Source organism: Xenorhabdus sp. PR6a, assembly GCF_028599065.1.
GTDB lineage: Bacteria > Pseudomonadota > Gammaproteobacteria > Enterobacterales > Enterobacteriaceae > Xenorhabdus > Xenorhabdus doucetiae.
This window is the reverse complement of the sequence record NZ_JAQRFJ010000004.1, coordinates 89,538-115,058: the sequence shown is the minus strand read 5'-3', so window position 1 is coordinate 115,058 and position 25,521 is coordinate 89,538. Positions and strand designations below refer to the sequence as shown.

Sequence of the window (25,521 nt, the reverse complement as noted above, 5' to 3'; positions counted from 1 at the left end):
GCTTTAGCCCGGTGGCTAAATCGGCTGAGGTATTTGTGAATCGCAAAGTCATTCGTCACAACGGCGATCCGGTGCTCGCATGGGCAATGTCCAATGTGGTGATGGAAACCGACGCGAACGCCAATATCAAACCAAACAAGAAGAAGTCTGCGAACAAGATTGACCCTGCAATAGCGTTCCTGATGAGCTTTGGCACATGGCAGAGTGAGCATGAAGAGTTTGCGTTTAGATTGAGTGAGGAACAGCGGCAGAGATTGAATAGATTTGATGGAATTTAGATAACAGATTGATTTTTTAATACCTGTGCAGTATAGGAATTAGTGAAATCAAATGTTCAAAAGGTTAGATATTGCACACGTTTTTGGGATTAGTCTCTAGTTTATTTGACAGTCTTCTATAATCGAGAAGTGGGTATATCGCAATATAGTTATGCAGTTACACATCGAGTGGTTGTACATATGATACAAAGCATGAGTATTAGCAGGTTCCATATCAAGGCGGACGATAAAGCCTCTGAATATAGAAACCCTATAGGGATAGGGTGAGAGCATGAATTTTTTTGAACTTAATTTGCATGTAATACAATCCAATTTGAACTAAAAATAGTCAGCATAGCTTTGTTTGTGTGCTAATTAATTCTTAATTTAAGCGAATTATTCAAAATATATTCTTACGAGCACTCGCCTTGAGGAACCGAGTGTTTTAAATTCCAGATTTAATTTTTAGACAAATTGTATTTATATAATTCGATTTCACCGAAGTGCATTACAACCTTTTCGTAAACTATATGAATTTGGATAAGATAGTATAGAAATTCTAATAAATTTGTACTGTCGTTTAAGAACTTACATTTATAATTTATCTTTTGTCTTTGATCTTCAGTTAGATTATCTTTGTGAGCTATTGATTTATCCGTAACGAATTTCACCCATTCCCTGAAAGAGTAATTTCTGACAACTTCGTCACTGAACTCCTTTTTATCTATAATTTCATTAATCTGAATTACTGCATTGTTTATATTAGCTATTTTTAAACAATTCTGTAACGTATAATTTTTTGAGTTTTTCTCGTTTTCACAGAACAAACCCCGGCAATCTGAGTAGATTGAATCTATCAAGGCATCTAAGATAATATTTGGTGATAAAGTACCATTACTATTTAATTCGAGTAATTTTTCGCATTTTTCTATCAATTTTACAAATTCAGAAGAAAAGTTTATCGGAATTTCAGGATGTGCAAGACACCATAAACGGTGAGTTATTGCTGAATTTTTATACTTCCCATAGCATTCAATCAATTCCTCTTTAGATAATTTAGTCAAATCTAAATCACTGTTCGTATTCATCTTTAAGTCCTTGTTATCAAAATGCTTGTCGAATATCTCAGGACATGAAACCGACTATCATATTTGCTTGAACTCAAAGTAGCAAGGTACCAGATCTCATCTGGACAGCATATAACGCAAAAAGTTAAGCGTTTATACTGATTCGCTTATTGAACCAGATAAACCAATCAGTTAAAGTAGCCCCGCCATCGGCAAAATCCGATGGTCAGGGATTTGCAACCCTGTAGAGCTATCCACTGGTAGGATGTTTCTACCAGTGTGCCTGCGTTCGCCTTTTCTATGGCGGTTCAGGCGGGGGAGGCTTCGGCCTCGCCGGACGATAGCTCCCGGTATTGCAAACCCTGTCTGAATCGCCACCATCAATTTTAATTAATGGAAGGGGTAGCAGGAATGAATAACGTTAGAAATGACTGGCATCAAGCCGATATTATTGCTGCATTACGTAAGCGCGGTACAACCTTAGCGGCTGTTTCTCGTGAAGCAGGACTCAGTTCATCTACACTGGCAAATACTCTCAGCAGACCGTGGCCGAAAGGCGAATGGATAATTGCTAACTATCTCGAAATGCATCCCTCTGAAATCTGGCCTAGCCGTTATTTTGATATGAACGGTAATTTTATTGAACGTAAAGTTCGCGATAAATCATCAAAATAATCATTCTAATGCCAGAAAAACATCAGGGAAATAGTCACCTCATTTCATTGCTCACAGAATATTATTGGCGGTGGTGGGGTGGCACTATCGGTGATGTTATTACGAAATGCTTCGCAACCCTCTATTGCTATGAATACACCTCGATTTTAAACATCTTTATTTTTCTTTCTGGTACTTATGCTTTGCAACGTGTCTTTATGTTGAGGATTTTTATGTGGGGTAATCGGTGGGGTAATCCTAAACAAAAAAAGCACTTCCCCAAATGAGAAAGTGCTTCTTTAACAACATATTACTGGACTAGGATCAGTTCATGCCGTATTTTTTCAGTTTCTTACGCAGAGTACCACGGTTGATGCCCATCATCAGTGCTGCGCGAGTCTGGTTGCCACGGGTGTATTGCATCACCATGTCCAACAGTGGCTGTTCTACTTCAGCCAGTACCAGCTCATACAGGTCATTAACGTCTTGACCGTTCAGTTGAGCAAAATAGTTCTTCAGTGCTTGTTTAACTGAATCACGCAGAGGTTTTTGTGTTACCTGATCTTGTGAATTTACAGTAGCAACGGTTAGTACATCAGAATTTACGCGTTGTTCGAACATAGTTCTGTCAGCTCTTTTCTTTATTTACGCAAAAATTTTCGAAGTATGCCTCCAACGCCTCCAGCTGTTCGCTGGCATCCTCAATGGCGTTGAATGTGCGCCGAAACTGGTCAGCAGGGGCATGTTCCTTGAGATACCAAGATACATGCTTGCGAGCAATACGAACTCCTTTGCCTTGACCGTAAAAATCATGCAGTTCTCGCATATGCTCACTCATTAAACGCTGCACGTCGCCAAGGGGCATCGGTGGCAGCAATTCTCCTGTTTCCAGATAGTGCTGGATTTCCCGAAAGATCCAGGGTCTTCCCTGAGCAGCACGGCCTATCATTAGGGCATCAGCCCCAGTGTATTCAAGCACTGCTCTGGCTTTTAGCGGGTCAGTAATGTCACCATTGGCAATAATTGGTATGGCAACAGTCTGCTTAACTGTCCGAATGTTGTCGTACTCGGCCTCACCATTAAACAGGCAAGATCGTGTCCTGCCATGTATCGTAAGAGCCTGAATACCGCAACGCTCGGCCAATTGGGCAATTTCTACACAGTTACGCTCTTCCGGTGACCACCCTGTGCGGATCTTCAAAGTGACAGGAACATCCACTGCATTGACTACCGCAGAAAGGATTTTTTCAACCAGTTCTGGATAACGCAGTAATGCAGAACCTGCCAGCTTACGATTCACCTTCTTAGCTGGACACCCCATATTGATATCGATGATTTGAGCGCCATTGGCAACGTTAATTTTCGCTGCCGCCGCCATATCATCGGGATCACTACCGGCAATTTGTACAGAACGCACGCCGGGTTCGTCGCTATGAACCATACGCAGCCGGGATTTATCCGTCTTCCAAACTTGAGGATTGGAAGAAAGCATTTCTGAGACTGCCATTCCTGCACCCATGTGGTAGCAAAGAGATCGAAACGGGCGATCTGTTATGCCTGCCATAGGAGCCGCAATAAGACAGTTTTTCAACTGGTATTGTCCGATACGCATAGACGAAGAAAGAGTGGTCAACTGTGACTAAGGGCGCGTATATTACGCATTTTTCACAAGATATGAAAGGCCAAACTTTGAGCGAATCGATATTTATAACGGTTTTTTTCCAGTTGATTTTCTCTGAGTTGTTTAATTACCCTTAAATAACATGTAGTTACATGTTATTGATGAAATTTATTATTACTTATATTTCTAATCACAAAGAGAGCGGATTACCACCAATTAGCCTCTCAGCTGATCATTTTAGTGGATAATCTCGCTTTGCAATAGGTATCAGGTGATTATTTTTTAATCCCTGTGATACGGCACCATTCTTCTTGTTCAACTATCGGATCGACAATAAATTCATTGTCATAGGCTTGGGCAACGCCTTCCGCCTGGCTGGCCAGAACACCGGACAAGCCCAATAATCCACCCGATTTCGGCAGTGAACCGATAACAGGGGCAAGTTCACGCAGTGGACCCGCCAAGATATTGGCGATCACGATATCGCATTCGAGGTCTTTAGGTTGGTCTTTAGATAAGTAGAGCGTTAATTGGTCAGAGACACCGTTGCGTTCAGCATTATCCCGGCTGGCTTGAATGGCTTGTGGGTCGATATCAATACCGATAGCGTGTTTCGCCCCCAGTTTCAGGGCGGCGATAGCCAGGATGCCTGAACCGCAGCCGAAGTCGATCACGGTTTTATCGGTGAGGTCAAGGCCATCTAACCATTGCAGGCAAAGGGAGGTGGTTGGATGAGTGCCTGTCCCGAATGCCAGACCGGGATCTAGCATGACATTGACGGCGTCTGGTTCGGGCACTTCGCGCCAGCTAGGGCAAATCCACAGACGTTGACCGAAGCGCATCGGGTGGAAGTTGTCCATCCATTCACGCTCCCAATCTTTGTCTTCCAGTTGTTCAATTTTGTGGATAAAGCCTGTGCCCAGTTGGGGAACCTGCTCCAATTGGCTGACAACCGCTTTCATATCCATTTCAGCGTCATACAGGCCAATGACATCAGTATCGCCCCATAAACGGGTCTCGCCCGGCAGAGGCTCAAAAATGGGGGTATCATGGCTATCCTGAAAGGTGACCGAGACAGCGCCACTTTCCATCAGCTCATCGCCCAAGGCTTCCGCTTGTTGTCCCGTGGTGTTTAATCTTAATTGTATCCAAGGCATAAAAATTCTCGTTTTGTGAATGACGTTGTTGTATAAAATTAAATCGCGCCGCAATTATTGAGAAACAGCAGCTTGTTGTGTGCGTTTATTCCCCATCCTATTCCCTAGCCAAAATGCCAGTAAACTTAACAATAGTGATGGCACGATGGGATGGAAACCCAGAAGCTGGAGATTGAACGTCGCCAGCAAAGTATAACTTGCCGCACCGGTCAGCATTGAGCTAATCGCCCCTTGGGCATTGGCTTTTTCCCAATATAACCCCAGAACCAGCGGCCAGAGGAAAACGGCTTGCAGCCCACCAAATGCCAGCAGGTTCAGCCAGATAATCATCTCCGGTGGACGCCAGGCTGCCAGCAGTAATAATGCGCCTAAAAACAGGGTGGAGTAGCTGGAGAGGCGTGAAAGTTTTTTCTCTTGGCTGATCTGTTGTGGGTACAGGTTTAAATAGAGATCCTTGACGATAGTGGCCGAAGATTGTAGCAGTTGGGCATTAATGGTGGACATAATCGCCGCCATGGGTGCGGCCAGAAAAATCCCGGCGGCAACAGGAGGCAGTACGGTGATCATCAAGGTTGGGATCACTTGGTCGGGGATGGTCAGGTCAGGAATGATGGCCCGGCCAAGGGCACCCGCAAGGTGCATACCGAACATCAGGAATGCCATGATGAGGGTGCCAAGCACAATACCACGGTGAACCGCCTTGCTGTCTTTATACGAGATGCAGCGTACAGCGGTGTGTGGCAGCCCGACAACACCAAAGCAGACCAAGACCCAAAAAGACGCCATAAATGGCCCAGAGAGGATATTATCGGCACCATAAGGCGAAACCAGATTGGGATCGATGGTGCGCAGGGTAGTTACTGCCGCTGATATCCCGCCGGCTTTGTAGATAATGCCTGCCAGCAATAACACTGTTCCCAGCAGCATCACCAGCCCTTGCAGGGCGTCATTGAGGACACTGGCCCTAAAACCGCCAAATGCGGTATAGAGGGCAATTGACACACCAAAAATCAGTAACCCCGTATCGTAAGGGATACCCGCTGCGGTTTCCAGCAAACGTGCCCCGCCAATGAATTGCACGGTCATTGCACCGACAAAAGCGACCAACAGGCTTATGCTGGCAAACCAGACCAGAAAGCGGCTCTGGTAGCGGGCATAGAGCATGTCATTGAGTGTGACTGCATTGTAACGGCGGGCGAGGATAGCAAATTTTTTCCCCAATACGCTCAGTGAGAGCCAGATCGCAGGCAGTTGGATCAGTGATAACAGCACCCAACCGATACCATACTTATACGCGGCACCGGGGCCGCCAATAAATGAGCTGGCACTGATATAGGTGGCGGTAATGGTCATGGCCAGTACGAAACCGCCCATGGAACGGTTGCCGAGAAAATACTCATTCAGGAATTCACCGGTTTGCCGGCGGCGATAAGCATAGATTGAGAGCATGAAAACTAATGCCAGATATCCCACGAGCGGCAGAATCACTTCACTTTGCATCACTATTCTCCAGTGTACGATCCTCCAGCGCACCATCCTCCAGCGGAATATCCTTGAACAGGTACTTCACCATCAACCCGCAAAGGATGATAAATAAGATGGGTAGCAGCAGGCAAGCCAGTTCAAACCAGCGGGGCAGCCCGGTTATGCCGATGGCATCACTGGGTAGATAAGCACACAGAAGCCAACCAACGAGATAAGCCAATGTCAGGAATATTGCCCAGCGTGCTTCTTTGTTGGATTGAACAAATCGTCCGTCCATCCGTTCTCCGAGTAATTTACATGAAACAATATGGGAGGGAATTGTACGGTAATGCGCGGATTTATTCAGGGGAAAAATGTGTTGTGGAAATAAGAATTAAATCAGAATACTGTCTTGATTTTCAATGAAATAATATTTTTTAAAAGGTCGTATGTATTTTGTCTTTTGGTTAAGTTGTTATTTTGGAAGTCAGTATGTCCATATTCATTTAAATATTTATCGGGTGTTTTTGAACGCGGATTAAATAAAAAATCCCACCGGTAAAAGATGGGATTTTATTGATTTTAGGCAATGCTGCCTGAACGTTAGAAAGAAGACTTACTTATCCTGCAAGCCCAGTTTCTTCTCCAGATAGTGGATATTGGTGCCACCTTGCTGGAAGTTCTCGTCATTCATGATGGCCAGTTGCAGGTCGATATTGGTCTTGATGCCATCAATGATCAATTCAGCCAGTGCATTCTTCATGCGGGCAATGGCCACGTCACGGGTTTCGCCGTAAGTGATCAATTTACCGATCATCGAATCATAGTAAGGCGGTACGGTATAGCCTGCATAGATATGGGATTCCCAACGCACTCCAAACCCACCCGGCGAGTGGAAATGAGTGATCTTGCCCGGGCTTGGCAGGAAGGTTTTCGGATCTTCCGCATTGATACGGCATTCGATCGCATGACCGTTGATTTCGATGTCTTCCTGTTTGATGGACAGCGGCAGGCCAGAGGCAATACGTAACTGTTCCTTAATCAAGTCAACGCCGGTGATCATTTCAGTCACGGGATGTTCAACCTGAATACGGGTATTCATCTCAATAAAGTAGAATTCGTCGTTTTCGTACAGAAACTCAAAGGTACCCGCTCCGCGATAGCCGATTTCGAGACAGGCATTGGCACAGCGCTCACCGATGCTGCGGCGCAGCTCTGGTGAAATGCCCGGTGCCGGCGCTTCTTCCACCACTTTCTGGTGGCGGCGCTGCATGGAGCAGTCACGTTCAGCCAGATAGAGCGCATTACCCTGACCATCAGCCAAAACCTGAATTTCAACGTGACGTGGGTTCTCAAGGAATTTCTCCATGTAGACCATGTCGTTGTTGAACGCGGCTTTGGCTTCTGCGCGGGTCATGGCGATGGATTGTTCCAGATCTTTGTCGCTGCGGACAACGCGCATACCACGACCGCCGCCGCCGCCGGATGCCTTGATGATCACCGGATAACCGATGCGGTTGGCAATGACTTTGTTTTTCTCGGCATCGTCACCCAATGGGCCATCAGAGCCGGGAACGCAAGGAACACCCGCTTTTTTCATCGCGCTGATAGCGGAAACTTTATCGCCCATCAAACGGATAGTCTCTGCTTTCGGGCCGATGAAAATAAAGCCGGAACGCTCGACTTGTTCGGCAAAGTCGGCATTTTCAGACAGGAAGCCATAACCGGGATGGATGGCCTGCGCACAAGTGATTTCCGCCGCAGAGATAATGGCAGGAATATTCAGGTAACTTTTTGCCGAGGCAGCAGGGCCGATGCAGACGGTTTCATCCGCCAGCAGGACGTGCTTCAGGTCACGATCTGCCGCAGAGTGCACCGCTACGGTTTTGATCCCAAGTTCTTTACAGGCTCTCAGGATACGCAGTGCAATTTCACCGCGGTTAGCAATGACAATTTTTTCAAGCATGGGGTGCGCCTCGTTATTCGATGACGACCAATGGCTCGTCGAATTCAACCGGTTGACCGTCTTGAGCCAGAATCGCTTTCACGACACCTGTTTTGTCAGCTTCGATCTGGTTCATCATTTTCATGGCTTCAACGATACACAGGGTTTCGCCCTGATTCACATGCTGGCCGACTTCGATGAAAGGTTTCGCATCTGGGCTGGGTGAACGGTAGAACGTTCCCACCATTGGGGAGCGAACGATGTGACCGCTGATTTCAGCCGATCTGTCAGCGATGGCGGGTGCTGCGGGCGCTGCGGCATGCACTGGCTGCTGGGCAGGTGCAGAAATATATTGCTGGGTCACAGGGATTGCCGTGGCTACCGTTGTCCGGCTGATGCGTACTGACTCTTCACCTTCAGAAATTTCCAGTTCAGAAATGCCAGATTCTTCAACCAGCTCGATCAATTTTTTTATCTTACGAATATCCATGAGTGTGGTTCCGTACTTTTTCAGTCAATTAGTTGGATGTTGACAAGCGGTTGACCGCTGCCTGTAATGCGAAACGATAACCATCCGCTCCCAACCCGCAGATTACGCCGACTGCAATATCGGAAAGATATGAGTGGTGGCGGAATGGTTCGCGGGCGTGCACGTTGGAAAGGTGAATCTCAATAAATGGGATATCGACCGCCAGAAGTGCGTCGCGCAATGCCACGCTGGTATGCGTGTATGCCGCAGGGTTAATTAAAATAAAATCCGTATTGCCTCGCGCTGAATGAATTCTCTCAATTAATTCAGATTCTGCGTTGGATTGCAGATGGGATAATTCAGCTCCCGATTGGTGAGCTTGTTTTGACAGTCTGTTAACGATGTCATCAAGCGTTAACTTGCCGTAGGTCTCTGGCTCTCGCGTTCCCAACAGGTTCAGGTTGGGGCCATTCAAGAGTAAAATGCGAAACTTATCTGCCATTGTGCGGGTATCTCCGGCAATCTGTCAACAATCGACCAAGATAACTCGATGTTAACGGTTTGTCATCTCTTTCTGATATCTAGAATTGTAAATTTGGCGATAAAGCCCGACATTATAAACATATCGTGGCATTTAGCAGCAAAATACTGGTCTTATCAGCGCATCTTCACAAGAGTTCTGCCCGTAATTTGATTGTTTATCAATTTATTGGCGTATTCGATAACTTGCTCGAGTGTGATTTCATTGGCGGTGTGCTGATAAAAGGCTTCCGGCAGCAGCTTCTGCAATCGCTGCCAAATGGCAGGGCGTTTTGCGGCCGGAACCGTCACAGATTCCACACCCTGCAAGCGAACATTACGCAGGATAAACGGCATCACACTGGTGGGAAGCTGGCTGTCACTGGCCATGCCACAGGCCGCCACCGTGCCGTTGTAATGGATTTGGGCCAGCAATGTTGCCAATGTTACGCCGCCAACCGTATCTATCACACCTGCCCAACGCTGTTTTTCCAGCGGGCGTGATGGTTGGTTGAAGTCACCGGCAGGCAAAACCGTATTTGCCCCCAGTGAGAGCAGGTAATCTCGACTGTCGGGTTTGCTGCTAATCGCGGTCACGGAATAGCCCAGTTGTGACAGCAAGGTGATTGCCGTGCTGCCAACACCGCCACTGGCGCCCGTCACGGCAATCTCTCCACTGTCAGGCGTTACCCCCCCTTGTTCCAGCGCCATGACACATAACATGGCAGTAAAGCCCGCCGTGCCGATGATCATGGCTTGTCGGGGCGTTAATGCGTGCGGCAAGGGGGTCAGCCATTCACCCGATACCCGCGCTTGTTCTGCCAGTCCCCCCCAGTGTGTTTCTCCCACCCCCCAGCCCGTTAGCAAAACATGTTGCCCGACGTGAAAACGGGGATCTTCACAATGATGGACAACACCCGAAAAATCGATCCCGGGCACCATGGGAAATTGGCGGATAATCTTCCCCTTGCCCGTAATCGCAAGAGCATCTTTATAATTGAGTGTTGACCAATGAATATCAATGACCACATTACCCGATGGCAATTGAGACGCATCAATATCTTGAACAGATGCTGATAATGTTTCGTGTTGTTCCAGTAATAAGGCTTTCATGATAACTCTCTCTTGATAGGTATCTAGCTGATATCATTACCTGTTTGTGTCTGGCATCACCACCATTTCTTCACCACAATATTTTTTTACTACAATATTTTTTCACCACAAATTTCTTCACCACAAATTTCTTCACCACAATATAGATAAAATCTGACGTACTGAAATGGGCAGGCAATAATATTGTGATAGAGGGTGGTAAAACGGTGGTTACTTATTTTTGTTCAGGATGGCATTGGAAAAGATAATAATATATAGGATTTCAACTATTATTCCTAATCTCACTAAATTCATCTATTGCTTTTATAATTAATGCACTCCATCCCGCGTTGGAACTTGGTTGAGCTGACTGAAATGGTGCAAGGCAGCATGAGGCTTGAAAAGCGGGGTGGCCGTATCTCAATATGTACGACAAATGTGTTTTTTTTGTGTATTGGCTGATTTTGGGGGGCAGTGATGAGATTATCGGTGAAATTAACCCATTTTTATGCAGTTTTTTTCTGCTCCGTTAGAGAAAAGTAACGTAGAATACCGTATTTCTGATGTGAATAACGTAGCCACTTTTATTGAAGTAGTAAAAGTAGTTAATTATGCGCCTTGTCGCTGCTTCATGTGGTTGGTAGAGTAGACGGACAATCTCCGTCCCCGGCTTGCAGGATTATCCTTTCGTTATGTTAAAGAAATTTCGTGGCATGTTTTCCAACGATTTGTCCATTGACTTGGGTACTGCCAATACCCTTATTTATGTCAAAGGCCAAGGAATAGTATTGGATCAACCTTCTGTCGTTGCCATTCGTCAAGACAGGGCTGGTTCACCAAAAAGTGTTGCAGCAGTAGGGCTGGAAGCAAAGCAGATGCTGGGACGTACGCCGGGTAATATCGCCGCTATCCGTCCCATGAAGGATGGGGTCATTGCTGATTTTTATGTTACCGAAAAGATGCTACAGCATTTTATCAAACAGGTTCACAACAACAGTTTCATGCGCCCAAGTCCGCGCGTGTTGGTCTGTGTGCCTGTTGGTGCGACCCAAGTTGAGCGTCGTGCCATTCGTGAATCTGCCCAAAGCGCAGGCGCCAGGGAAGTCTTTTTGATTGAAGAACCCATGGCAGCCGCCATCGGCGCAGGTTTGCCCGTTTCCGAAGCAACGGGTTCAATGGTGGTTGATATTGGTGGGGGAACCACGGAAGTGGCGGTTATCTCCCTGAATGGCGTGGTTTATTCTTCTTCGGTACGTATTGGTGGTGACCGTTTTGATGAAGCTATCATCAATTACGTGCGCCGCAATTATGGCTCCCTGATTGGGGAAGCAACGGCAGAGCGCATCAAGCATGAAATTGGTTCTGCCTATCCCACGGATGAAGTACGGGAAATTGAAGTGCGTGGCCGTAACCTTGCGGAAGGTGTCCCGCGCAGTTTTACGCTGAATTCCAATGAAATTCTTGAAGCACTGCAAGAACCCTTAACGGGGATTGTAAGTGCGGTGATGGTTGCTTTGGAACAGTGTCCACCAGAATTGGCCTCTGATATTTCTGAGCGCGGCATGGTGCTGACGGGCGGTGGCGCGTTATTGCGTAATCTTGACCGTTTGTTGATGGAAGAAACCGGCATTCCTGTTATTGTTGCTGAAGATCCACTGACCTGTGTTGCCCGTGGTGGTGGCAAGGCACTGGAGATGATCGACATGCACGGCGGCGATCTGTTCAGCGAAGACTGAAAGTCACTCTGCGAGCTGGGAGGTGGATAAGCTTTATCGCAGCCTCCTTGCTGACCGTTGCGGGGTTTTACCCTTTATAAGATAACACAGCCCGATAATACGCCATTTATGAAGCCGATTTTCAGCAGAGGGCCTTCTCTGCAACTACGACTCTTTTTTGCTATCATTATTGCCATTATTTTGGTTGTGGTAGACAGCCGCCTTGGTGTTTTCAATAAAGTCCGTAGCTACATGGATACGGCTGTGAGTCCTTTTTACTTTCTTGCCAACGGACCACGCCAGTTTTTGGATGGCATCTCAGAATCCCTTGCCAGCCGTAATCATCTTGAGCTGGAAAATAGAACCCTGCGTAACGAATTGCGGTTACAGGACAGTAAATTGTTGCTGTTGGGGCAACTGAAACAAGAAAACTCCCGTTTACGTGAATTACTGGGGTCGCCTCTGCGTAATGATGAACACATGATGGTATCGCAGGTGATTTCCGGAGGGATGGACCCCTATCGGGAACAAATTGTCATTGATAAAGGGGCGAAAGAGGGAGTGTATGAAGGGCAGCCGGTTATCAGTGATCGGGGTGTGGTGGGGCAGGTTACTGCCGTGAGTCAGTTGAGCAGCCGGATATTGCTGATTTGCGATCCCTCTCACGCCATTCCAGTGCAGGTTTTGCGCAATGATATTCGGGTTATCGCGAATGGGGCAGGGTGTACGGATGATCTTCTGCTAGAACCTTTGCCAAGTGATACTGATATCCGCGTCGGTGATGTATTGGTGACATCGGGATTGGGGGGGCGTTTTCCTGAAGGTTATCCTGTGGCTGTTGTTTCTGCTGTCAAAATTGATAACCAGCGGGCCCATGCGGTCATTCATGCCCGTCCATTGGCGGAATTGCGGCGCTTGCGCTATTTACTGCTATTATGGGGGGCTGATAATAATCCGTCGGAACCGTTACCCCCTTCGGAAGTCTATCGGGCGGCCAATGAACGTTTGATGCAGATGTTACCACAGGTGTTGCCAAACCCATCAAATGAGATACCGCAATTGCCGGCACCCAAATCCGTAGAAAAAGAAACATCAGCGGAAAAACCGATATCGAAACCGTCATCACCCGCTACAGGAAATCATCAATGAGTCAATACCATAGCCAAGGACTTTGGGTCATTTGGTTATCTTTCCTGATTGCAATCGTGCTACAGATTATGCCGTGGCCGGAGCAATTCTTTATGTTTCGGCCCACTTTATTGATGCTGTGCTTAATTTACTGGTTGCTGGCGCTTCCTCATCGCGTCAGCGTAGGTACAGGCTTTGTCTTGGGAATGATTACTGACCTGTTGCACGGCAGTATTTTGGGCGCACATGCCCTGGCATTTAGCCTTATCAGCTTTCTGGTTGCTTTCAAATTCCAGCTTATCCGCAATATGGCGCTTTGGCAGCAAGCGCTGGTTGTGGTGGGGCTTTCAACATTGATGAACCTCTGCGTTTTTCTGGTCCATGCTTTGCTACTAAAACCCCTCTTTCATCCGGAAGTGTTCTGGAATGGGGTGGTTAATGGTATTCTCTGGCCTTGGCTATTCCTATTAATGCGGAAAATCCGTCGTCAATTTTCAATTCGTTAACGTAGTCTCCTAACAAAAAATAGCTGATGAGATAGATTCCTAAGGATTATTCACGATGAAAACCATTTACTTAGCTTCTGGCTCACCAAGACGGCGTGAGCTGGTGGAATTGTTGGATTTTAACTTTGAAATCCTGGCACCTCAGGTCGAAGAAAAATGGCGTGAAGGGGAGTCTCCACAGCAATATGTTACCCGGCTGGCCAGAGAAAAAGCGCGAGCCGGCGTCGCCATTGCGCCACACGATCACCCCGTTCTGGGGGCGGATACCATTGTTGTCTTGAATAACCGTATCTTAGAGAAACCACGCGATCAGCAACACGCTGCAAAAGTGCTTAATGCTTTGTCAGGTCAGTGCCATCAAGTGATGACGGCTGTTGCTTTATCGAGCAGTCAACATACCTTGAGCGAGATAGTCATTACGGATGTGATATTCCGCCAGTTATCCCAACCGGAAATACAGGAATATATCGCCACTGGGGAGCCAATGGATAAAGCCGGCGCTTATGGCATTCAAGGTAAAGGCGGTTGTTTTGTCAGAAAAATTAATGGCAGTTACCACGCTGTTGTCGGCTTGCCACTGGTGGAAACCCATGAATTAATCACACGGTTTTTAGCGTTAGCAGATGGGAAGGATTATTCATGACAGCAGAGTTATTAGTCAATGTAACACCATCCGAAACGCGGGTTGCTTATATTGACGGCGGTATCTTGCAAGAAGTGCATATTGAACGGGAAGCTAAAAGAGGCATTGTCGGGAACATTTACAAAGGGCGTGTGAGCCGGGTTCTGCCTGGTATGCAGGCGGCCTTTGTGGATATCGGGCTGGAGAAAGCCGCTTTTTTGCATGCTTCGGATATTGTGCCGCATACGGAATGTATTGCGGGTGAAGAGCGGAAAAATTTCCATGTCAGAGACATTGGCGAATTGGTGCGTCAGGGGCAGGATTTACTGGTTCAGGTCGTAAAAGATCCGCTGGGAACCAAAGGTGCCCGTCTGACAACGGATATCACCTTACCGTCACGTTATTTGGTGTTTATGCCGGGGGCATCCCATGTGGGTGTTTCACAACGTATTGAGAGCGAAGAAGAGCGTGAACGCCTGAAAAGCATCGTCATGGCGTATTGTGATGAGCATGGCGGTTTTATTATCCGCACGGCGGCTGAAGGGGTGGGAAGCGAAGAGCTGGCACAGGATGCAGCATTTTTGAAGCGTCTGTGGAGTAAGGTGATTGAACGTAAAAAACGCAATATCACCAAAAACAAGGTTTATGGGGAATTGGCACTGGCGCAGCGTGTTTTGCGCGATTTTGTTGGCGCTTCCCTCGACCGCATTCGCGTTGATTCCCGCCAGACGTTTGTCCAATTACAGGAATTTATTGATGAATATATTCCTGAGATGAACGCGAAACTGGAATATTATCAGGGAAATCAGCCGATCTTCGATCTGTATGACGTGGAACGTGAAATTCAGCGGGCGCTGGAACGTAAAGTAGAATTAAAGTCAGGTGGCTATCTGATTATTGATCAGACGGAAGCCATGACGACCATCGATATTAATACCGGTGCTTTTGTTGGGCATCGCAATTTAGAAGAGACTATCTTTAATACCAATATCGAAGCCACACAGGCGATCGCCCGGCAGTTAAGGCTGCGTAATCTGGGCGGCATCATTATCATTGATTTTATTGACATGGGTAATGGAGAACACCGTCGCCGTGTTTTGGCTTCCCTCGAACAGGCATTAAGCAAAGATCGGGTGAAAACAACCATCAATGGTTTTTCACAACTGGGATTGGTTGAGATGACGCGCAAGCGCACACGGGAAAGTATCGAACATATTCTGTGTGATCATTGCCCAACGTGTCAGGGACGCGGCACGGTAAAATCCGTCGAAACCGTCTGTTATGAAATCTTGCGTGAAATTGTCCGTGTCAATCGTGCCATTGATGCGGATCGTTTTCTGGTTTATGCCTCTCCCACTGTCAGCGAAGTCCTGAAAGGGGATGAATCCCACGCATTGGCAGAAGTCGAAATTTTTGTAGGTAAACAGGTCAAAGTGCAGACAGAGCAGCGTTACAGCCAGGAGCAATTTGACGTTATTATGATGTAGAGCAATAGCGCTGACAACCAAGGAGAAATGCGTGAAGCGACTGCCGGGGATATTATTAGCGACAGCCGCAATAGTCATTATCATTGTGGCTTTGCTTGTCAGCGGGTTACGTTTTTTCCTGCCACATATCAATGAATATCGTCAGCAATTAGCCGAAAAAATGGCTGACGTGACGGGCATTCCTGTCAAGATGGGGGATATCAACGGTCATTGGGAAACGTTTGGCCCCCGTCTGGAAATTCGTGATATCAGTGCGAAAACGGAAGATGTCGATATTCATGCTAAAAAGATCACCCTTGCTTTGGATGTCTGGCGTTCCCTGTTACAACGGCGCTGGCATTTTCGTGATCTCTCTTTTTACCAGCTTCAGGTCAATTACAATAAAGCGTTGTTTAGCGAAGGCGGCGAAAATCGGCTTTCTCAGCCAGATAGCCTTTCGACGCTGTTTCTCGAACAACTCAATCATTTTGACCTGCATGACAGCCGCTTAACCTTTTTGACCCCATCGGGTGAAAAAGCCGATCTGCGATTGCCGCAATTAACGTGGCTGAATCAAGATAACCGCCATCGGGCACAAGGCAGCGTCAACCTCTCTTCGATTAATGGGCAAGAAGGGGTTGTGCAGGTGAAATTTGACCTGAAAGATAGCAACGGAATGCTGGATAACGGCACGGTTTATTTGCAGGCTGATGATATCGATATGCGGCTGTGGTTAAGTCGTTGGTTAAAGGACAACACCGGCTTGGAGAATGCCCATTTCAGCTTAGCCAGTTGGATTACCTTGAAGGAAGGGCGAATTGATAGCGGGCGTTTGCAGCTCAGGCACGGTGGCGTCAACTGGCACGTCGGCAATGAAAAACATCAACTTGCCGTGAGTGATTTTCTGGTGCAGATGCGCCGTCAGGGCGAAGGGTGGTTGTTTGAAGTCCCCAATCTGGCCAGCCTGAAAACTGACGATCAACCGTGGCCAGAGGGCAAGCTCTCGACCCTGTATGTCAAGCAGTCCCACGAATATCAGGGTAACGATCACTGGCGTATTCGAGCCGAAAATATCCGGCTTGAATATTTGAACGGAATATTGCCGACACTTTCTTTTATGACACCCGCTTTTGTGACATCAGAGACTGTCAAGGATTGGCAGCACCGACAGCCGAAAGGCATGATCGATCACTTTGCCCTCGATATCACCCCCGCGCTCCCCGATGAGATGGGCGTTCGCCTGAAATGGCGGGATGTCAGCTGGTTACATTGGAAAGAACTGCCTTCAATCAGCCATTTCAGTGGCAAGTTAGCGGGTAATAAGCAGTGGGGAAATGTCAATTTTGCATTGAAAAACAGTACCATTGACTATGGCAATATGTTTCAGGCTCCGCTGGATATTGCCCGCAGCGAAGGGCAGATCGCCTGGAGAAAGGGGCAAAATGGCATGGAGGTGTGGAGTCAAGGGCTGGATTTGCAGGCCAGGTCGCTCTGGATCAATGGGAATTTCCATTACCAGAAACCTCACAACCAACCCCCTGTTTTGGCTATGTTAGCTGGGATTCGGGCTCATGATCTGGGTGAAGCATGGCGCTATTTTCCCAGAACCCTGATGGGGGAATCTCTGACAGATTATTTGACTGCTTCCTTGATTAAGGGAAAGGTCGATAATGCGACGTTGGTTTTTCGCGGTGACCCTCATGATTTCCCGTTTAAACAGAACAACGGTCAATTTCAGGTGCTTGTGCCCGTAAGCCAGGCAACCTTTCAATACCAACCCAATTGGCCGGCGCTGTTTAATTTGAATATTGATCTGAATTTCCAGAATAACGGGTTGTGGATGCTGGCACAGAACGCGCATTTGGGAAAAGTAAAGGCGACTCAAGTATCGGCAGTGATCCCCGATTATGGCAAGCATAAGTTGTTTATTGATGCGGCATTATTTGGGGATGGGAAGAGTATCCATCATTACTTCAATCAAAGTCCGATGGCGGATACGATTGGTCGCGCGTTAGAGAATTTACAGCTTGATGGTCGGGTAGAGGGTAAGCTCCACCTGAACATCCCCTTGCAGCATGGAGACATTGCAGCGAGCGGAGAAGTCGCGCTGAAAGATACGCATCTGTTTATTAAGCCATTGAACAGTAAGATGGCGCACCTTAATGGCAAATTTCGCTTTGATAATGGTCAGTTAAACAGTGAAGCATTATCCGCTAATTGGCTGGGCAATCCCTTATCGCTGAAATTTTCTACCCAAGACTTGGCAAAACATTATCAGGTCGATGTGAAACTGGATGCACATTGGGCGGCAAAAGCATTACCGGAACTTCCTGTGGAGATCCGGAACACGCTATCTGGCACGCTGAACTGGCAGGGAGATGTGAATATTCTGCTGCCTTCTGATCAGTCATCGGCAAATGAGTTACCGGCAAAAAAAGGCCTGCAATATCGTGTTGCGCTTAATGCAGATTTATCACGTCTGAACAGTAAATTACCCACGCTGGACACAGAATCGCTGAGGCAATGGAATAAGATTAATCTCCATGCCGAAGGGGATATCAACCAACTTCGGGTCAACGGATTAATGGGTAAGCGGTATGCGTTCAATACGCAGTGGAGGCTGGAAGAAACGCACGCCAGATTGCAACGGGGTATTTTTTCTACCGATGGCGATGGGCTGCCTGCTCTGCCGAAAACATCGTTGTTGGCGCTAAACTTACCGGCCATTGATGGTGAAAAGTTATTGGCACTGCTTGCTCCTCTGCGTTGGAAATCATCGGAGGGTAAAGCGTGGCTGTTGCCAAATGTATTTGAAATTTCATTGCCTTCATTGGATCTGGCTGGACAGCGCTGGAATCAACTCACATTCAATATTGTTCAACAAAATGGTGCAATCCAAGTGAGTGCAAAGGGGAAAGAGATTAATGGTCATCTTTTGATTCAAAAGAATAAACCGATGCAGGCATCCATTGATTATCTTTATTATGATCCCCGGCTTGCGACAAATTCGGCGATGGATGACAAAAAACCAGCGTCAGATAAGGCTCCTGCACCGCATTATGCTTTGAACAGTTGGCCTGTATTAGATGTCAAATGCGCAGAGTGCTGGGTTGGCGGATTAAAACTCGGCAAAGTCTCTGGCTCGATTATGCCGGAAGGGGATTCTCTGGTTTTGACCCACGGGCAAGTGGCGAACAGTGTTGGACAGTTGACACTCTCTGGCCGTTGGTATGAAAGCAATACCAGAGAAAACCGTACCGGAAACTATAGCTATATTAAAGGGCAGTTATCAGGCGAAAAATTCGACGATATGGCCGCTTATCTGGGTTTTATCGTGCCGATTGTGGATGCGCCTTTCAAATTTGATTTTAATTTGAACTGGCAAAATGTCCCGTGGCAGCCTGATCTCAAAACACTGAATGGAACGCTGACCGCAGACATGAAAAAAGGTGCCATCGCTAAGCTGGGCGGGGGCAGAGCCGGGCAATTATTAAGGCTCATCAGTTTTGATGCGTTGTTGCGTAAATTACAGTTGGATTTCAGTGACACATTCAGTAATGATTTCAATTTTGATTCCATTCGTGGTGACGCAACGATAAAAAAGGGTGTCATGTATACCGATAACTTTCTCATCGATGGATTGGCGGCGGACATCAATGCGGCAGGGAAGACAGATTTAGTTAAGCGCCAGATTAGCATGGAACTGGTCATCACGCCGGAGATTTCGACAACGGTGGGCGTTGCGGCGGCCTTTGCGGTCAACCCTGTGGCTGGAGCGGCAATTTTTGCCGCAACAAAAGCACTAAGACCCTTATGGCACAAGATATCGGTGATTCGCTATCGGTTAACGGGCAGCCTCGAACAGCCTAAAATTGATGAAGTTTTACGTCAGCTTAAGGAGAATAAAGGGCCATGAGAAACGTCAATGTTGCACTTTTACAATTATGCAGTGGGACGAATGTTAAACACAATTTAGCGCAGATTGAGCAACAGATTAAGCAACTGCCAGAAAGCATAAAACTGGTTCTGACACCAGAAAATGCGCTGTTGTTCGCTGATGCTGATACCTACCGCGCACAGGCAGAAACGCAAGGAAGCGGGCCAATGCAGCAGGCCGTGAGCGAGATAGCACAACGTTACGGCATTTGGCTGCTGATTGGCTCTATGCCGATGGTCAGCCGGGAAGATCCCACTCGTATCACAAGCAGTAGTCTGTTATTTGATGATCAAGGAGAAATTCAAGCCCGTTACGATAAAATCCACATGTTTGATGTCAATATCAACGATGAACACGGTGCCTATAATGAATCCGCTATCTACCAGCGTGGGGAACATATCACCGTGGTTGATACCCCCGTGGGGCGCTTGGGGATGACGATCTGCTATGATCTGCGTTTTCCGGGACTGTTTCAGGCCTTGCGTGAACAGGGTGCGGAACTGATTTCTGTCCCCGCTGCTTTCACCCGCTTGACCGGTAAGGCGCATTGGGAGCCATTGCTGAGAGCCCGTGCCATCGAGAACCAATGTATTATTTTGGCACCGGCACAAGTTGGCGTACACGGTACGCGCAGAACCTGGGGACACACCATGGCGGTGAGTGGTTGGGGAGAAATTATCAAGAAAAATGCTCTGACCGTCAGCGCATTGCAGCTTAATATCCGTCGGGATAGTTTGATTCACATGCGTGAGCAGATCAAAGTGGTGAAACACAATCGCTTCCGTCCACAACTGACTTCTTTGATAAAAAAGAATACAAATTAAAGTAAAAGAGTAATCAATATGAGTTTAACTTATGTCAGTGAATGTTTGCTGACTGCTAATAATTTGAATCATCAAGACTTATTTTCTGTACTGGGTCAATTGGCGGAACGTCGTCTGGACTATGCCGATCTCTATTTCCAATCCAGTTATCATGAAACATGGGTACTGGAAGACCGCATCATCAAAGATGGCTCCTATAATATCGATCAGGGGGTCGGCGTGCGCGCGGTCAGTGGAGAAAAAACGGGTTTTGCTTACGCAGATCAAATCACATTGAATGCGTTACAGCAAAGCGCCCAGGCTGCGCGCAGCATTGTGCGGGAAGCGGGTAATGGCATTGCGCATACGTTAGGTGCAGTGGCGTATCAGGCACTTTATCCGACCGTTGATCCTTTGCAGAGTATGAGTCGGGAAGAAAAAATTGCGTTGTTGCATCGGGTGGATCACATTGCACGCGCGGAAGATCCTCGTGTACAGGAAGTCAATGCCAGCCTGACGGGTGTTTATGAACAAGTCCTGGTCGCGGCGACGGACGGTACATTGGCAGCGGACATCCGTCCACTGGTACGCCTTTCTGTCAGTGTATTAGTGGAAGAAGGGGGTAAGCGTGAGCGTGGCGGCAGTGGTGGTGGTGCTCGTCATGGCTACGACTATTTCCTGCGTACCGAAGATGGTCAGGTTCTGGCTGAGCAGTTTGCGCGCGAAGCGGTACGCATGGCACTGATCAACTTGTCGGCGGTTGCCGCCCCTGCGGGCACCATGCCTGTGGTATTGGGTGCCGGCTGGCCGGGCGTGCTGCTGCATGAAGCGGTCGGGCATGGTCTGGAAGGGGACTTTAACCGTCGCGGTACCTCTGTTTTCGCAGGTCAGATTGGACAAAAAGTGGCATCAGAACTGTGTACCGTGGTTGATGACGGCACCCTTGCAGGGCGCCGTGGCTCACTGGCCATTGATGATGAAGGGGTACCGGGGCAATACAACGTGCTGATTGAAAATGGCATTTTGAAAGGCTACATGCAGGATAAACTCAATGCCCGCCTGATGGGTGTGGCGCCGACCGGCAACGGCCGCCGTGAATCCTATGCCCACCTGCCGATGCCACGGATGACCAATACCTACATGCTGGCAGGGAGTTCCACGCCAGAAGAGATTATCGCCAGTGTGGATCGAGGGCTGTACGCACCGAATTTCGGTGGGGGTCAGGTGGATATCACCTCGGGTAAATTTGTTTTCTCGACGTCCGAAGCCTATTTAATTGAAAACGGCAAAATCACCAGGCCAGTCAAAGGGGCGACCCTGATTGGTTCTGGTATTGAAGCCATGCAGCAAATTTCCATGGTGGGCAATGATTTGGCGCTCGACAAAGGGGTCGGTGTCTGTGGCAAGGAAGGCCAAAGCGTGCCGGTAGGTGTTGGGCAACCGACCCTGAAACTGGATAGCCTGACCGTCGGCGGAACGGCCTGATAATTTTTGGGGCGCTTTTCTTGAGCAAATAGAATGAATAAGGTCATCACGCGTTACCAGACCATGACATGACGAAAAAGCAGGTTCGTCGCCTTGGCTGGCATACGCGTGAAGGCTATGTTTTTTGAAGTCCGTGTTTCTGGCTCCTTATTCCATTAATTGCTGTTTTCTGGCGGTTGTCGCACTGGCTGAATGATTTCCTGGCAGCCGCAAGTAGGGGTTTTATGTCTTTCTTAGGGTTCAGTGTGACACCCTGCTTGCGGTACATATGGGACTTTAAATGTAAAGCTTTGTTATACGCAAAACGCACAGCACCAAACTGAGCCATTAAAAAGTCAGCTTGTTCTTGTGTTGGATAAAGGCATAGTGTGAGCAAACTAGTTGTACATCTGGTGTTCACAACGAAATATCGAAGAAAGATTTTTACGGGTGTCATGATTGAGCAGTTGAAAGAGGCGTTTGAATCTGCTTGCGTAAAATTGGAGTGTCAGCTTATTGAAATGGACGGCGAACAAGAGCATGTTCATTTGCTGATCTCATATCCCCCCAAACTTTCAATCAGCGTCATAGTTAATAATTTGAACGCTGTTTCATCTCGCATGTTGCGACTACAAAACACACACCTTACAAGACAGAGTAAAAGCTCCGCCTTGTGGTCACGTTCATACTTCGCTTGCACTGCTGGCGGTGCAACAATTGAAACGTTAAAGGCGTATGTGGAGAGTCAGGCGACCCCAGATTAAGCCGCTGTCGCGTTTTACGCCTTATATCCTCGCCCAATGCGGGCGGGGATATAAGACAAATGCTGAGTGAATGTCGGGAAATAGAATGAAAATAATTAAAGCATAAAGTTATCTTATTTTTGTTACCAACCCATAACATTTAACCCAGAATGTTAACTTCATCCAGCTAATATCATGAAAAGGAAGGAATAGTGGGAAATGACCGCCAGTTCTTAATGAAATGGCGGTATAGGAGGATTAAGCGGATTCTGAGAGTTCTTTCAGATATTGGAAAATCTGCCGGTAGGATTTAGGTGGCTTATTGGCTGCCTTCTCCTTTTTCGCATTACGCACCAATGCGCGCAGTTGCTGGCGATCAGTATGTGGATACAGTGCAATAACTTCTTCAAAAGCAGCATCACTGTCGAGCAGTTTGTCACGCAGTTCTTCCAGTTTATGCAAAATAACGACTTGCTGGTTGTGACGGTTTTTCAGTTTATCCAATGCCGTGGTGATCGGCTCAGGATCGCGGGCACGTAATAATTTACCAATTAATTGCAATTGACGGCGACGTCCTTCCCGTTTGATTTTCTGCGCCAGCGTAATGGCGGCCAGTAAATCTTCATCCAGTGGGATTCGCTCCAGTTGGTTTTTACTGAGTTCAACCAGTTCTGCGCCCAACTTTTTCAGTATTTCCGCATCCCGCTTGATTTCACTTTTACTGACCCAGATTATCTCTTCTTCTTCCTCTTCAGCAGGATAATTGTCGAGCCAATCTTCAGGCTGCTTTGCCATAATTGTTTTCCTTCTAAAAAGGCCGGATAAGGTACGTTTTGCAGCATGACCTATCGTCCGGTGGGTGTTAACATCCTAATATTGCGTATTGTAACTGGGAAAATTGTCTGATTACCACCCGGCATTCGTATCACGAACCGGAAGCAGGCATTTTTTCTGACGAATTCTCCCTTTAATTCATTGGATTACGGTTAATTAATGATAGTTACCAATCAACAAATCGCACAGCAGCGTAAGCAACTGGAAGATGCGGTTGCCCATGCTCTGGAATTAGCAAAAGCCGGTTGTGATGCGGCGGAAGTCGCCGTCAATAAAACGACGGGAATTAGTGTCAGCACCCGTTTTAGTGAAGTCGAAAATGTTGAGTTTAACAGCGATGGCGCACTGGGGATCACGGTTTATCACCAGCAGCGCAAGGGAAGCGCTTCCTCAACAGACCTTAGCCCAGAGGCGATTGCCCGCACGGTACAGGCTGCTATTGATATTGCGCGTTATACCTCCCCCGATCCTTATGCCGGCCCAGCCGATAAAGAATTATTGGCGTTTGAAGCCCCGGAGTTAGATCTTTTCCATCCCGCTGATCTGGATGCCGATAAGGCCATTGAGTTGGCAGCCCGTGCGGAACAGGCATCGTTGCAGGCAGATGAGCGCATTACCAATACGGAAGGCGGCAGTTTCAACAGCCATTATGGTATTCGGGTATTTGGTAACAGTCATGGCATGCTGCAAAGCTACTGTTCAAGCCGCCATTCTATGTCGAGCTGTGTCATTGCCGAGCAAGATGGCAATATGGAACGCGATTATGCCTATACCCTCGGTCGCCATTTTGACGAGCTGCAATCACCGGAGTGGGTGGGGCAGGAGTGCGCCCGCCGTACACTTTCCCGTTTGGGGGCACGTAAGTTATCCACGATGAAAGCGCCGGTTATTTTTTCGGCAGAAGTGGCGACGGGGTTGTTCGGTCATTTGGTGGGTGCGATCAGCGGTAGCAGCATTTATCGTAAATCTTCTTTCTTGCTGGATAGTCTGGGCCAACCGATTTTGCCTTCATGGCTGACGATTGAAGAACAGCCTCATTTGTTGCGTGGATTGGCTTCAACGCCTTTTGACAGCGAAGGTGTGCGTACCACCTCACGTGACATTGTTAAAGAAGGGATTTTGCAGACTTGGCTGCTGACTTCCTATTCTGCCCGTAAGTTGGGCATGGTGAACACCGGTCATGCAGGCGGCATTCATAACTGGCGCATTGCCGGGCAGGGGCTGGATTTTGCCGGCCTGCTGCGTGAAATGGGCACGGGCTTGCTCGTTACCGAGCTGATGGGGCAGGGCGTGAGTGCGGTGACAGGGGATTATTCCCGCGGCGCATCCGGTTTTTGGGTCGAGAATGGCGAGATCCAATATCCGGTCAGTGAGATCACCATTGCCGGTAATTTGAAAGAGATGTGGGCAAATATGGTGACAATCGGCAATGATATCGAAACACGCAGCAATATTCAGTGTGGTTCGGTGTTGCTGCCGGAAATGAGTATCGCCGGTCAATAGGGATACTCAATCAACAGCCGCCAGTTCGGTGTCACTGAGCTGGCTGAGAATTAGCGGTGATACTCCCCTGCGGCTTCGGGTTGGTACAGTATTTCCAATACTTTTAGTCGGGTTGTTTCACCGTTTGGCAATTGCCACGTTATTTCATCATTGACCCGCAGACCCAAAAGCGCCGCACCCAAAGGTGCCATGACGGACAGATGTTGGGTGCTGTCTTGCAGGGCAGCGGGATAAACCAGTGTACGGACACGTTCTTCATGGCTGCCCAGATCAATAAAGCGGATTTCACTGTTCATCGTGACAACATCGGCTGGAATATTTGCCGGAGCCACGATTTCGGCACGATCCAATTCTTCATTCAAGGCATCAGCGATGCGAGTATTGGCAAATGCAGATTGCTCCAACAGAGAATCTAAGCGTTCGGCATCCAATTCATTGATAATAATTTTAGGTTTTGTCATACCACACTCCAAATTAGACTCAATACAAAATAACACCCCGCGTCGCAAGGAGAGGGGTGTTATTTTCAAAGTAATTTAACTGATATTAGGCTGT

24 protein-coding genes and 1 pseudogene are annotated in these 25,521 nt (G+C 47.6%); 12 read left to right on the top strand and 13 right to left on the bottom strand.

All coding sequences use genetic code 11. The annotated features are described in order from the left end of the window. Positions 1–278, top strand: a 278-nt coding sequence (locus PSI15_RS02405) for a terminase TerL endonuclease subunit (protein WP_273582137.1), incomplete at its 5' end; no start/stop codon positions are given. Positions 279–715: 437 nt separating this feature from the next. Here the strand turns inward: PSI15_RS02405 and PSI15_RS02400 are convergent. Further along, positions 716–1,345, bottom strand: coding sequence for a hypothetical protein (locus PSI15_RS02400; protein ID WP_273582136.1), 630 nt, complete (start codon positions 1,343–1,345; stop codon positions 716–718). 390 nt (positions 1,346–1,735) lie between these two features. Here PSI15_RS02400 and PSI15_RS02395 point away from each other — a divergent pair, with 390 nt between their 5' ends. Further along, positions 1,736–1,999: a helix-turn-helix domain-containing protein gene (locus tag PSI15_RS02395; RefSeq protein ID WP_273582135.1), complete on the top strand. Its 264-nt coding sequence runs from the start codon at positions 1,736–1,738 to the stop codon at positions 1,997–1,999. A gap of 303 nt (positions 2,000–2,302) precedes the next feature. Here PSI15_RS02395 and fis read toward each other — a convergent pair whose 3' ends face one another. The 9 genes from fis to acuI all read right to left on the bottom strand — a co-directional run bounded on the left by fis (position 2,303) and on the right by acuI (position 10,266). Continuing rightward, entirely contained in the window at positions 2,303–2,599 is a 297-nt protein-coding gene (fis, locus tag PSI15_RS02390; RefSeq protein ID WP_010847912.1) for a DNA-binding transcriptional regulator Fis, read from the bottom strand. A 7-nt stretch (positions 2,600–2,606) separates the two neighbouring features. Continuing rightward, positions 2,607–3,590 (bottom strand): tRNA dihydrouridine synthase DusB, encoded by a 984-nt coding sequence (dusB, locus tag PSI15_RS02385; protein WP_071827287.1) that lies wholly within the window; start codon positions 3,588–3,590, stop codon positions 2,607–2,609. Between the two features lie 284 nt (positions 3,591–3,874). Continuing rightward, the gene (prmA, locus tag PSI15_RS02380) at positions 3,875–4,756 is read right to left on the bottom strand and encodes a 50S ribosomal protein L11 methyltransferase (protein WP_273582134.1); all 882 of its coding nucleotides are present in this window, start codon (positions 4,754–4,756) and stop codon (positions 3,875–3,877) included. Between the two features lie 54 nt (positions 4,757–4,810). Continuing rightward, on the bottom strand, positions 4,811–6,256 hold the full coding sequence (gene panF, locus PSI15_RS02375) for a sodium/pantothenate symporter (protein WP_273582133.1): 1,446 nt from the start codon (positions 6,254–6,256) through the stop codon (positions 4,811–4,813). Further along, the gene (locus PSI15_RS02370; protein WP_273582132.1) at positions 6,246–6,518 is read right to left on the bottom strand and encodes a YhdT family protein; all 273 of its coding nucleotides are present in this window, start codon (positions 6,516–6,518) and stop codon (positions 6,246–6,248) included. The genes panF and PSI15_RS02370 overlap by 11 nt, the downstream gene beginning before the upstream one ends. Before the next feature lie 318 nt (positions 6,519–6,836). Then, positions 6,837–8,186 carry an acetyl-CoA carboxylase biotin carboxylase subunit gene (gene accC / locus PSI15_RS02365; protein ID WP_273582131.1) on the bottom strand — a complete coding sequence of 450 codons (1,350 nt, stop codon included), beginning with the start codon at positions 8,184–8,186 and terminating at the stop codon, positions 6,837–6,839. 13 nt (positions 8,187–8,199) lie between these two features. Next, a complete protein-coding gene (gene accB / locus PSI15_RS02360) occupies positions 8,200–8,655 on the bottom strand; it encodes an acetyl-CoA carboxylase biotin carboxyl carrier protein (protein WP_045972860.1) in 456 nt (151 codons plus the stop codon). Positions 8,656–8,683: 28 nt separating this feature from the next. After that, a complete protein-coding gene (aroQ, locus tag PSI15_RS02355) occupies positions 8,684–9,136 on the bottom strand; it encodes a type II 3-dehydroquinate dehydratase (RefSeq protein WP_273582130.1) in 453 nt (150 codons plus the stop codon). Between the two features lie 155 nt (positions 9,137–9,291). Then, on the bottom strand, positions 9,292–10,266 hold the full coding sequence (gene acuI / locus PSI15_RS02350; RefSeq protein WP_273582129.1) for an acrylyl-CoA reductase (NADPH): 975 nt from the start codon (positions 10,264–10,266) through the stop codon (positions 9,292–9,294). Positions 10,267–10,937: 671 nt separating this feature from the next. Between acuI and mreB the strand changes: the two genes are divergently transcribed. From mreB to tldD, 8 genes are all read left to right on the top strand, one after another. After that, positions 10,938–11,981, top strand: a complete 1,044-nt coding sequence (gene mreB / locus PSI15_RS02345; RefSeq protein WP_010847922.1) for a rod shape-determining protein MreB — start codon at positions 10,938–10,940, stop codon at positions 11,979–11,981. A 108-nt stretch (positions 11,982–12,089) separates the two neighbouring features. Further along, positions 12,090–13,109 (top strand): rod shape-determining protein MreC, encoded by a 1,020-nt coding sequence (gene mreC / locus PSI15_RS02340; protein WP_045973751.1) that lies wholly within the window; start codon positions 12,090–12,092, stop codon positions 13,107–13,109. Continuing rightward, the gene (mreD, locus tag PSI15_RS02335) at positions 13,106–13,594 is read left to right on the top strand and encodes a rod shape-determining protein MreD (protein ID WP_045972857.1); all 489 of its coding nucleotides are present in this window, start codon (positions 13,106–13,108) and stop codon (positions 13,592–13,594) included. The genes mreC and mreD overlap by 4 nt, the downstream gene beginning before the upstream one ends. A gap of 55 nt (positions 13,595–13,649) precedes the next feature. Further along, positions 13,650–14,237, top strand: coding sequence for a Maf family protein (locus tag PSI15_RS02330; RefSeq protein WP_045972855.1), 588 nt, complete (start codon positions 13,650–13,652; stop codon positions 14,235–14,237). Continuing rightward, on the top strand, positions 14,234–15,703 hold the full coding sequence (rng, locus tag PSI15_RS02325) for a ribonuclease G (RefSeq protein WP_045972853.1): 1,470 nt from the start codon (positions 14,234–14,236) through the stop codon (positions 15,701–15,703). The genes PSI15_RS02330 and rng overlap by 4 nt, the downstream gene beginning before the upstream one ends. Before the next feature lie 31 nt (positions 15,704–15,734). Then, positions 15,735–19,598: an AsmA2 domain-containing protein YhdP gene (yhdP, locus tag PSI15_RS02320; protein ID WP_273582128.1), complete on the top strand. Its 3,864-nt coding sequence runs from the start codon at positions 15,735–15,737 to the stop codon at positions 19,596–19,598. After that, positions 19,595–20,443 (top strand): deaminated glutathione amidase, encoded by an 849-nt coding sequence (gene nit1, locus PSI15_RS02315; protein WP_273582127.1) that lies wholly within the window; start codon positions 19,595–19,597, stop codon positions 20,441–20,443. The genes yhdP and nit1 overlap by 4 nt, the downstream gene beginning before the upstream one ends. Before the next feature lie 18 nt (positions 20,444–20,461). After that, positions 20,462–21,907 carry a metalloprotease TldD gene (gene tldD / locus PSI15_RS02310; protein ID WP_273582126.1) on the top strand — a complete coding sequence of 482 codons (1,446 nt, stop codon included), beginning with the start codon at positions 20,462–20,464 and terminating at the stop codon, positions 21,905–21,907. 193 nt (positions 21,908–22,100) lie between these two features. On the opposite strand, the pseudogene PSI15_RS02305 reads toward tldD, so the two are convergent. After that, positions 22,101–22,235: pseudogene (locus PSI15_RS02305) on the bottom strand (helix-turn-helix domain-containing protein); the annotation flags it as partial. Positions 22,236–22,275: 40 nt separating this feature from the next. Here PSI15_RS02305 and tnpA point away from each other — a divergent pair. Then, positions 22,276–22,650 (top strand): IS200/IS605 family transposase, encoded by a 375-nt coding sequence (gene tnpA / locus PSI15_RS02300; RefSeq protein WP_273582125.1) that lies wholly within the window; start codon positions 22,276–22,278, stop codon positions 22,648–22,650. 237 nt (positions 22,651–22,887) lie between these two features. Here tnpA and yjgA read toward each other — a convergent pair whose 3' ends face one another. Then, a complete protein-coding gene (gene yjgA, locus PSI15_RS02295) occupies positions 22,888–23,424 on the bottom strand; it encodes a ribosome biogenesis factor YjgA (RefSeq protein WP_273582124.1) in 537 nt (178 codons plus the stop codon). Between the two features lie 198 nt (positions 23,425–23,622). Here yjgA and pmbA point away from each other — a divergent pair, with 198 nt between their 5' ends. Continuing rightward, positions 23,623–24,966 carry a metalloprotease PmbA gene (gene pmbA / locus PSI15_RS02290; RefSeq protein ID WP_273582123.1) on the top strand — a complete coding sequence of 448 codons (1,344 nt, stop codon included), beginning with the start codon at positions 23,623–23,625 and terminating at the stop codon, positions 24,964–24,966. A 50-nt stretch (positions 24,967–25,016) separates the two neighbouring features. Here the strand turns inward: pmbA and rnk are convergent, their stop codons facing one another. Continuing rightward, positions 25,017–25,427: a nucleoside diphosphate kinase regulator gene (rnk, locus tag PSI15_RS02285; RefSeq protein ID WP_273582122.1), complete on the bottom strand. Its 411-nt coding sequence runs from the start codon at positions 25,425–25,427 to the stop codon at positions 25,017–25,019. Positions 25,428–25,521 lie beyond the last annotated feature (94 nt).

Coding starts and splice junctions, on each gene's coding strand:
- PSI15_RS02400 (WP_273582136.1), bottom strand. CDS start 1,345: ATGAATACGAACAGTGATTTAGATTTGACTAAATTATCTAAAGAGGAA.
- PSI15_RS02395 (WP_273582135.1), top strand. CDS start 1,736: ATGAATAACGTTAGAAATGACTGGCATCAAGCCGATATTATTGCTGCA.
- fis (WP_010847912.1), bottom strand. CDS start 2,599: ATGTTCGAACAACGCGTAAATTCTGATGTACTAACCGTTGCTACTGTA.
- dusB (WP_071827287.1), bottom strand. CDS start 3,590: ATGCGTATCGGACAATACCAGTTGAAAAACTGTCTTATTGCGGCTCCT.
- prmA (WP_273582134.1), bottom strand. CDS start 4,756: ATGCCTTGGATACAATTAAGATTAAACACCACGGGACAACAAGCGGAA.
- panF (WP_273582133.1), bottom strand. CDS start 6,256: ATGCAAAGTGAAGTGATTCTGCCGCTCGTGGGATATCTGGCATTAGTT.
- PSI15_RS02370 (WP_273582132.1), bottom strand. CDS start 6,518: ATGGACGGACGATTTGTTCAATCCAACAAAGAAGCACGCTGGGCAATA.
- accC (WP_273582131.1), bottom strand. CDS start 8,186: ATGCTTGAAAAAATTGTCATTGCTAACCGCGGTGAAATTGCACTGCGT.
- accB (WP_045972860.1), bottom strand. CDS start 8,655: ATGGATATTCGTAAGATAAAAAAATTGATCGAGCTGGTTGAAGAATCT.
- aroQ (WP_273582130.1), bottom strand. CDS start 9,136: ATGGCAGATAAGTTTCGCATTTTACTCTTGAATGGCCCCAACCTGAAC.
- acuI (WP_273582129.1), bottom strand. CDS start 10,266: ATGAAAGCCTTATTACTGGAACAACACGAAACATTATCAGCATCTGTT.
- mreB (WP_010847922.1), top strand. CDS start 10,938: ATGTTAAAGAAATTTCGTGGCATGTTTTCCAACGATTTGTCCATTGAC.
- mreC (WP_045973751.1), top strand. CDS start 12,090: ATGAAGCCGATTTTCAGCAGAGGGCCTTCTCTGCAACTACGACTCTTT.
- mreD (WP_045972857.1), top strand. CDS start 13,106: ATGAGTCAATACCATAGCCAAGGACTTTGGGTCATTTGGTTATCTTTC.
- PSI15_RS02330 (WP_045972855.1), top strand. CDS start 13,650: ATGAAAACCATTTACTTAGCTTCTGGCTCACCAAGACGGCGTGAGCTG.
- rng (WP_045972853.1), top strand. CDS start 14,234: ATGACAGCAGAGTTATTAGTCAATGTAACACCATCCGAAACGCGGGTT.
- nit1 (WP_273582127.1), top strand. CDS start 19,595: ATGAGAAACGTCAATGTTGCACTTTTACAATTATGCAGTGGGACGAAT.
- tldD (WP_273582126.1), top strand. CDS start 20,462: ATGAGTTTAACTTATGTCAGTGAATGTTTGCTGACTGCTAATAATTTG.
- yjgA (WP_273582124.1), bottom strand. CDS start 23,424: ATGGCAAAGCAGCCTGAAGATTGGCTCGACAATTATCCTGCTGAAGAG.
- pmbA (WP_273582123.1), top strand. CDS start 23,623: ATGATAGTTACCAATCAACAAATCGCACAGCAGCGTAAGCAACTGGAA.
- rnk (WP_273582122.1), bottom strand. CDS start 25,427: ATGACAAAACCTAAAATTATTATCAATGAATTGGATGCCGAACGCTTA.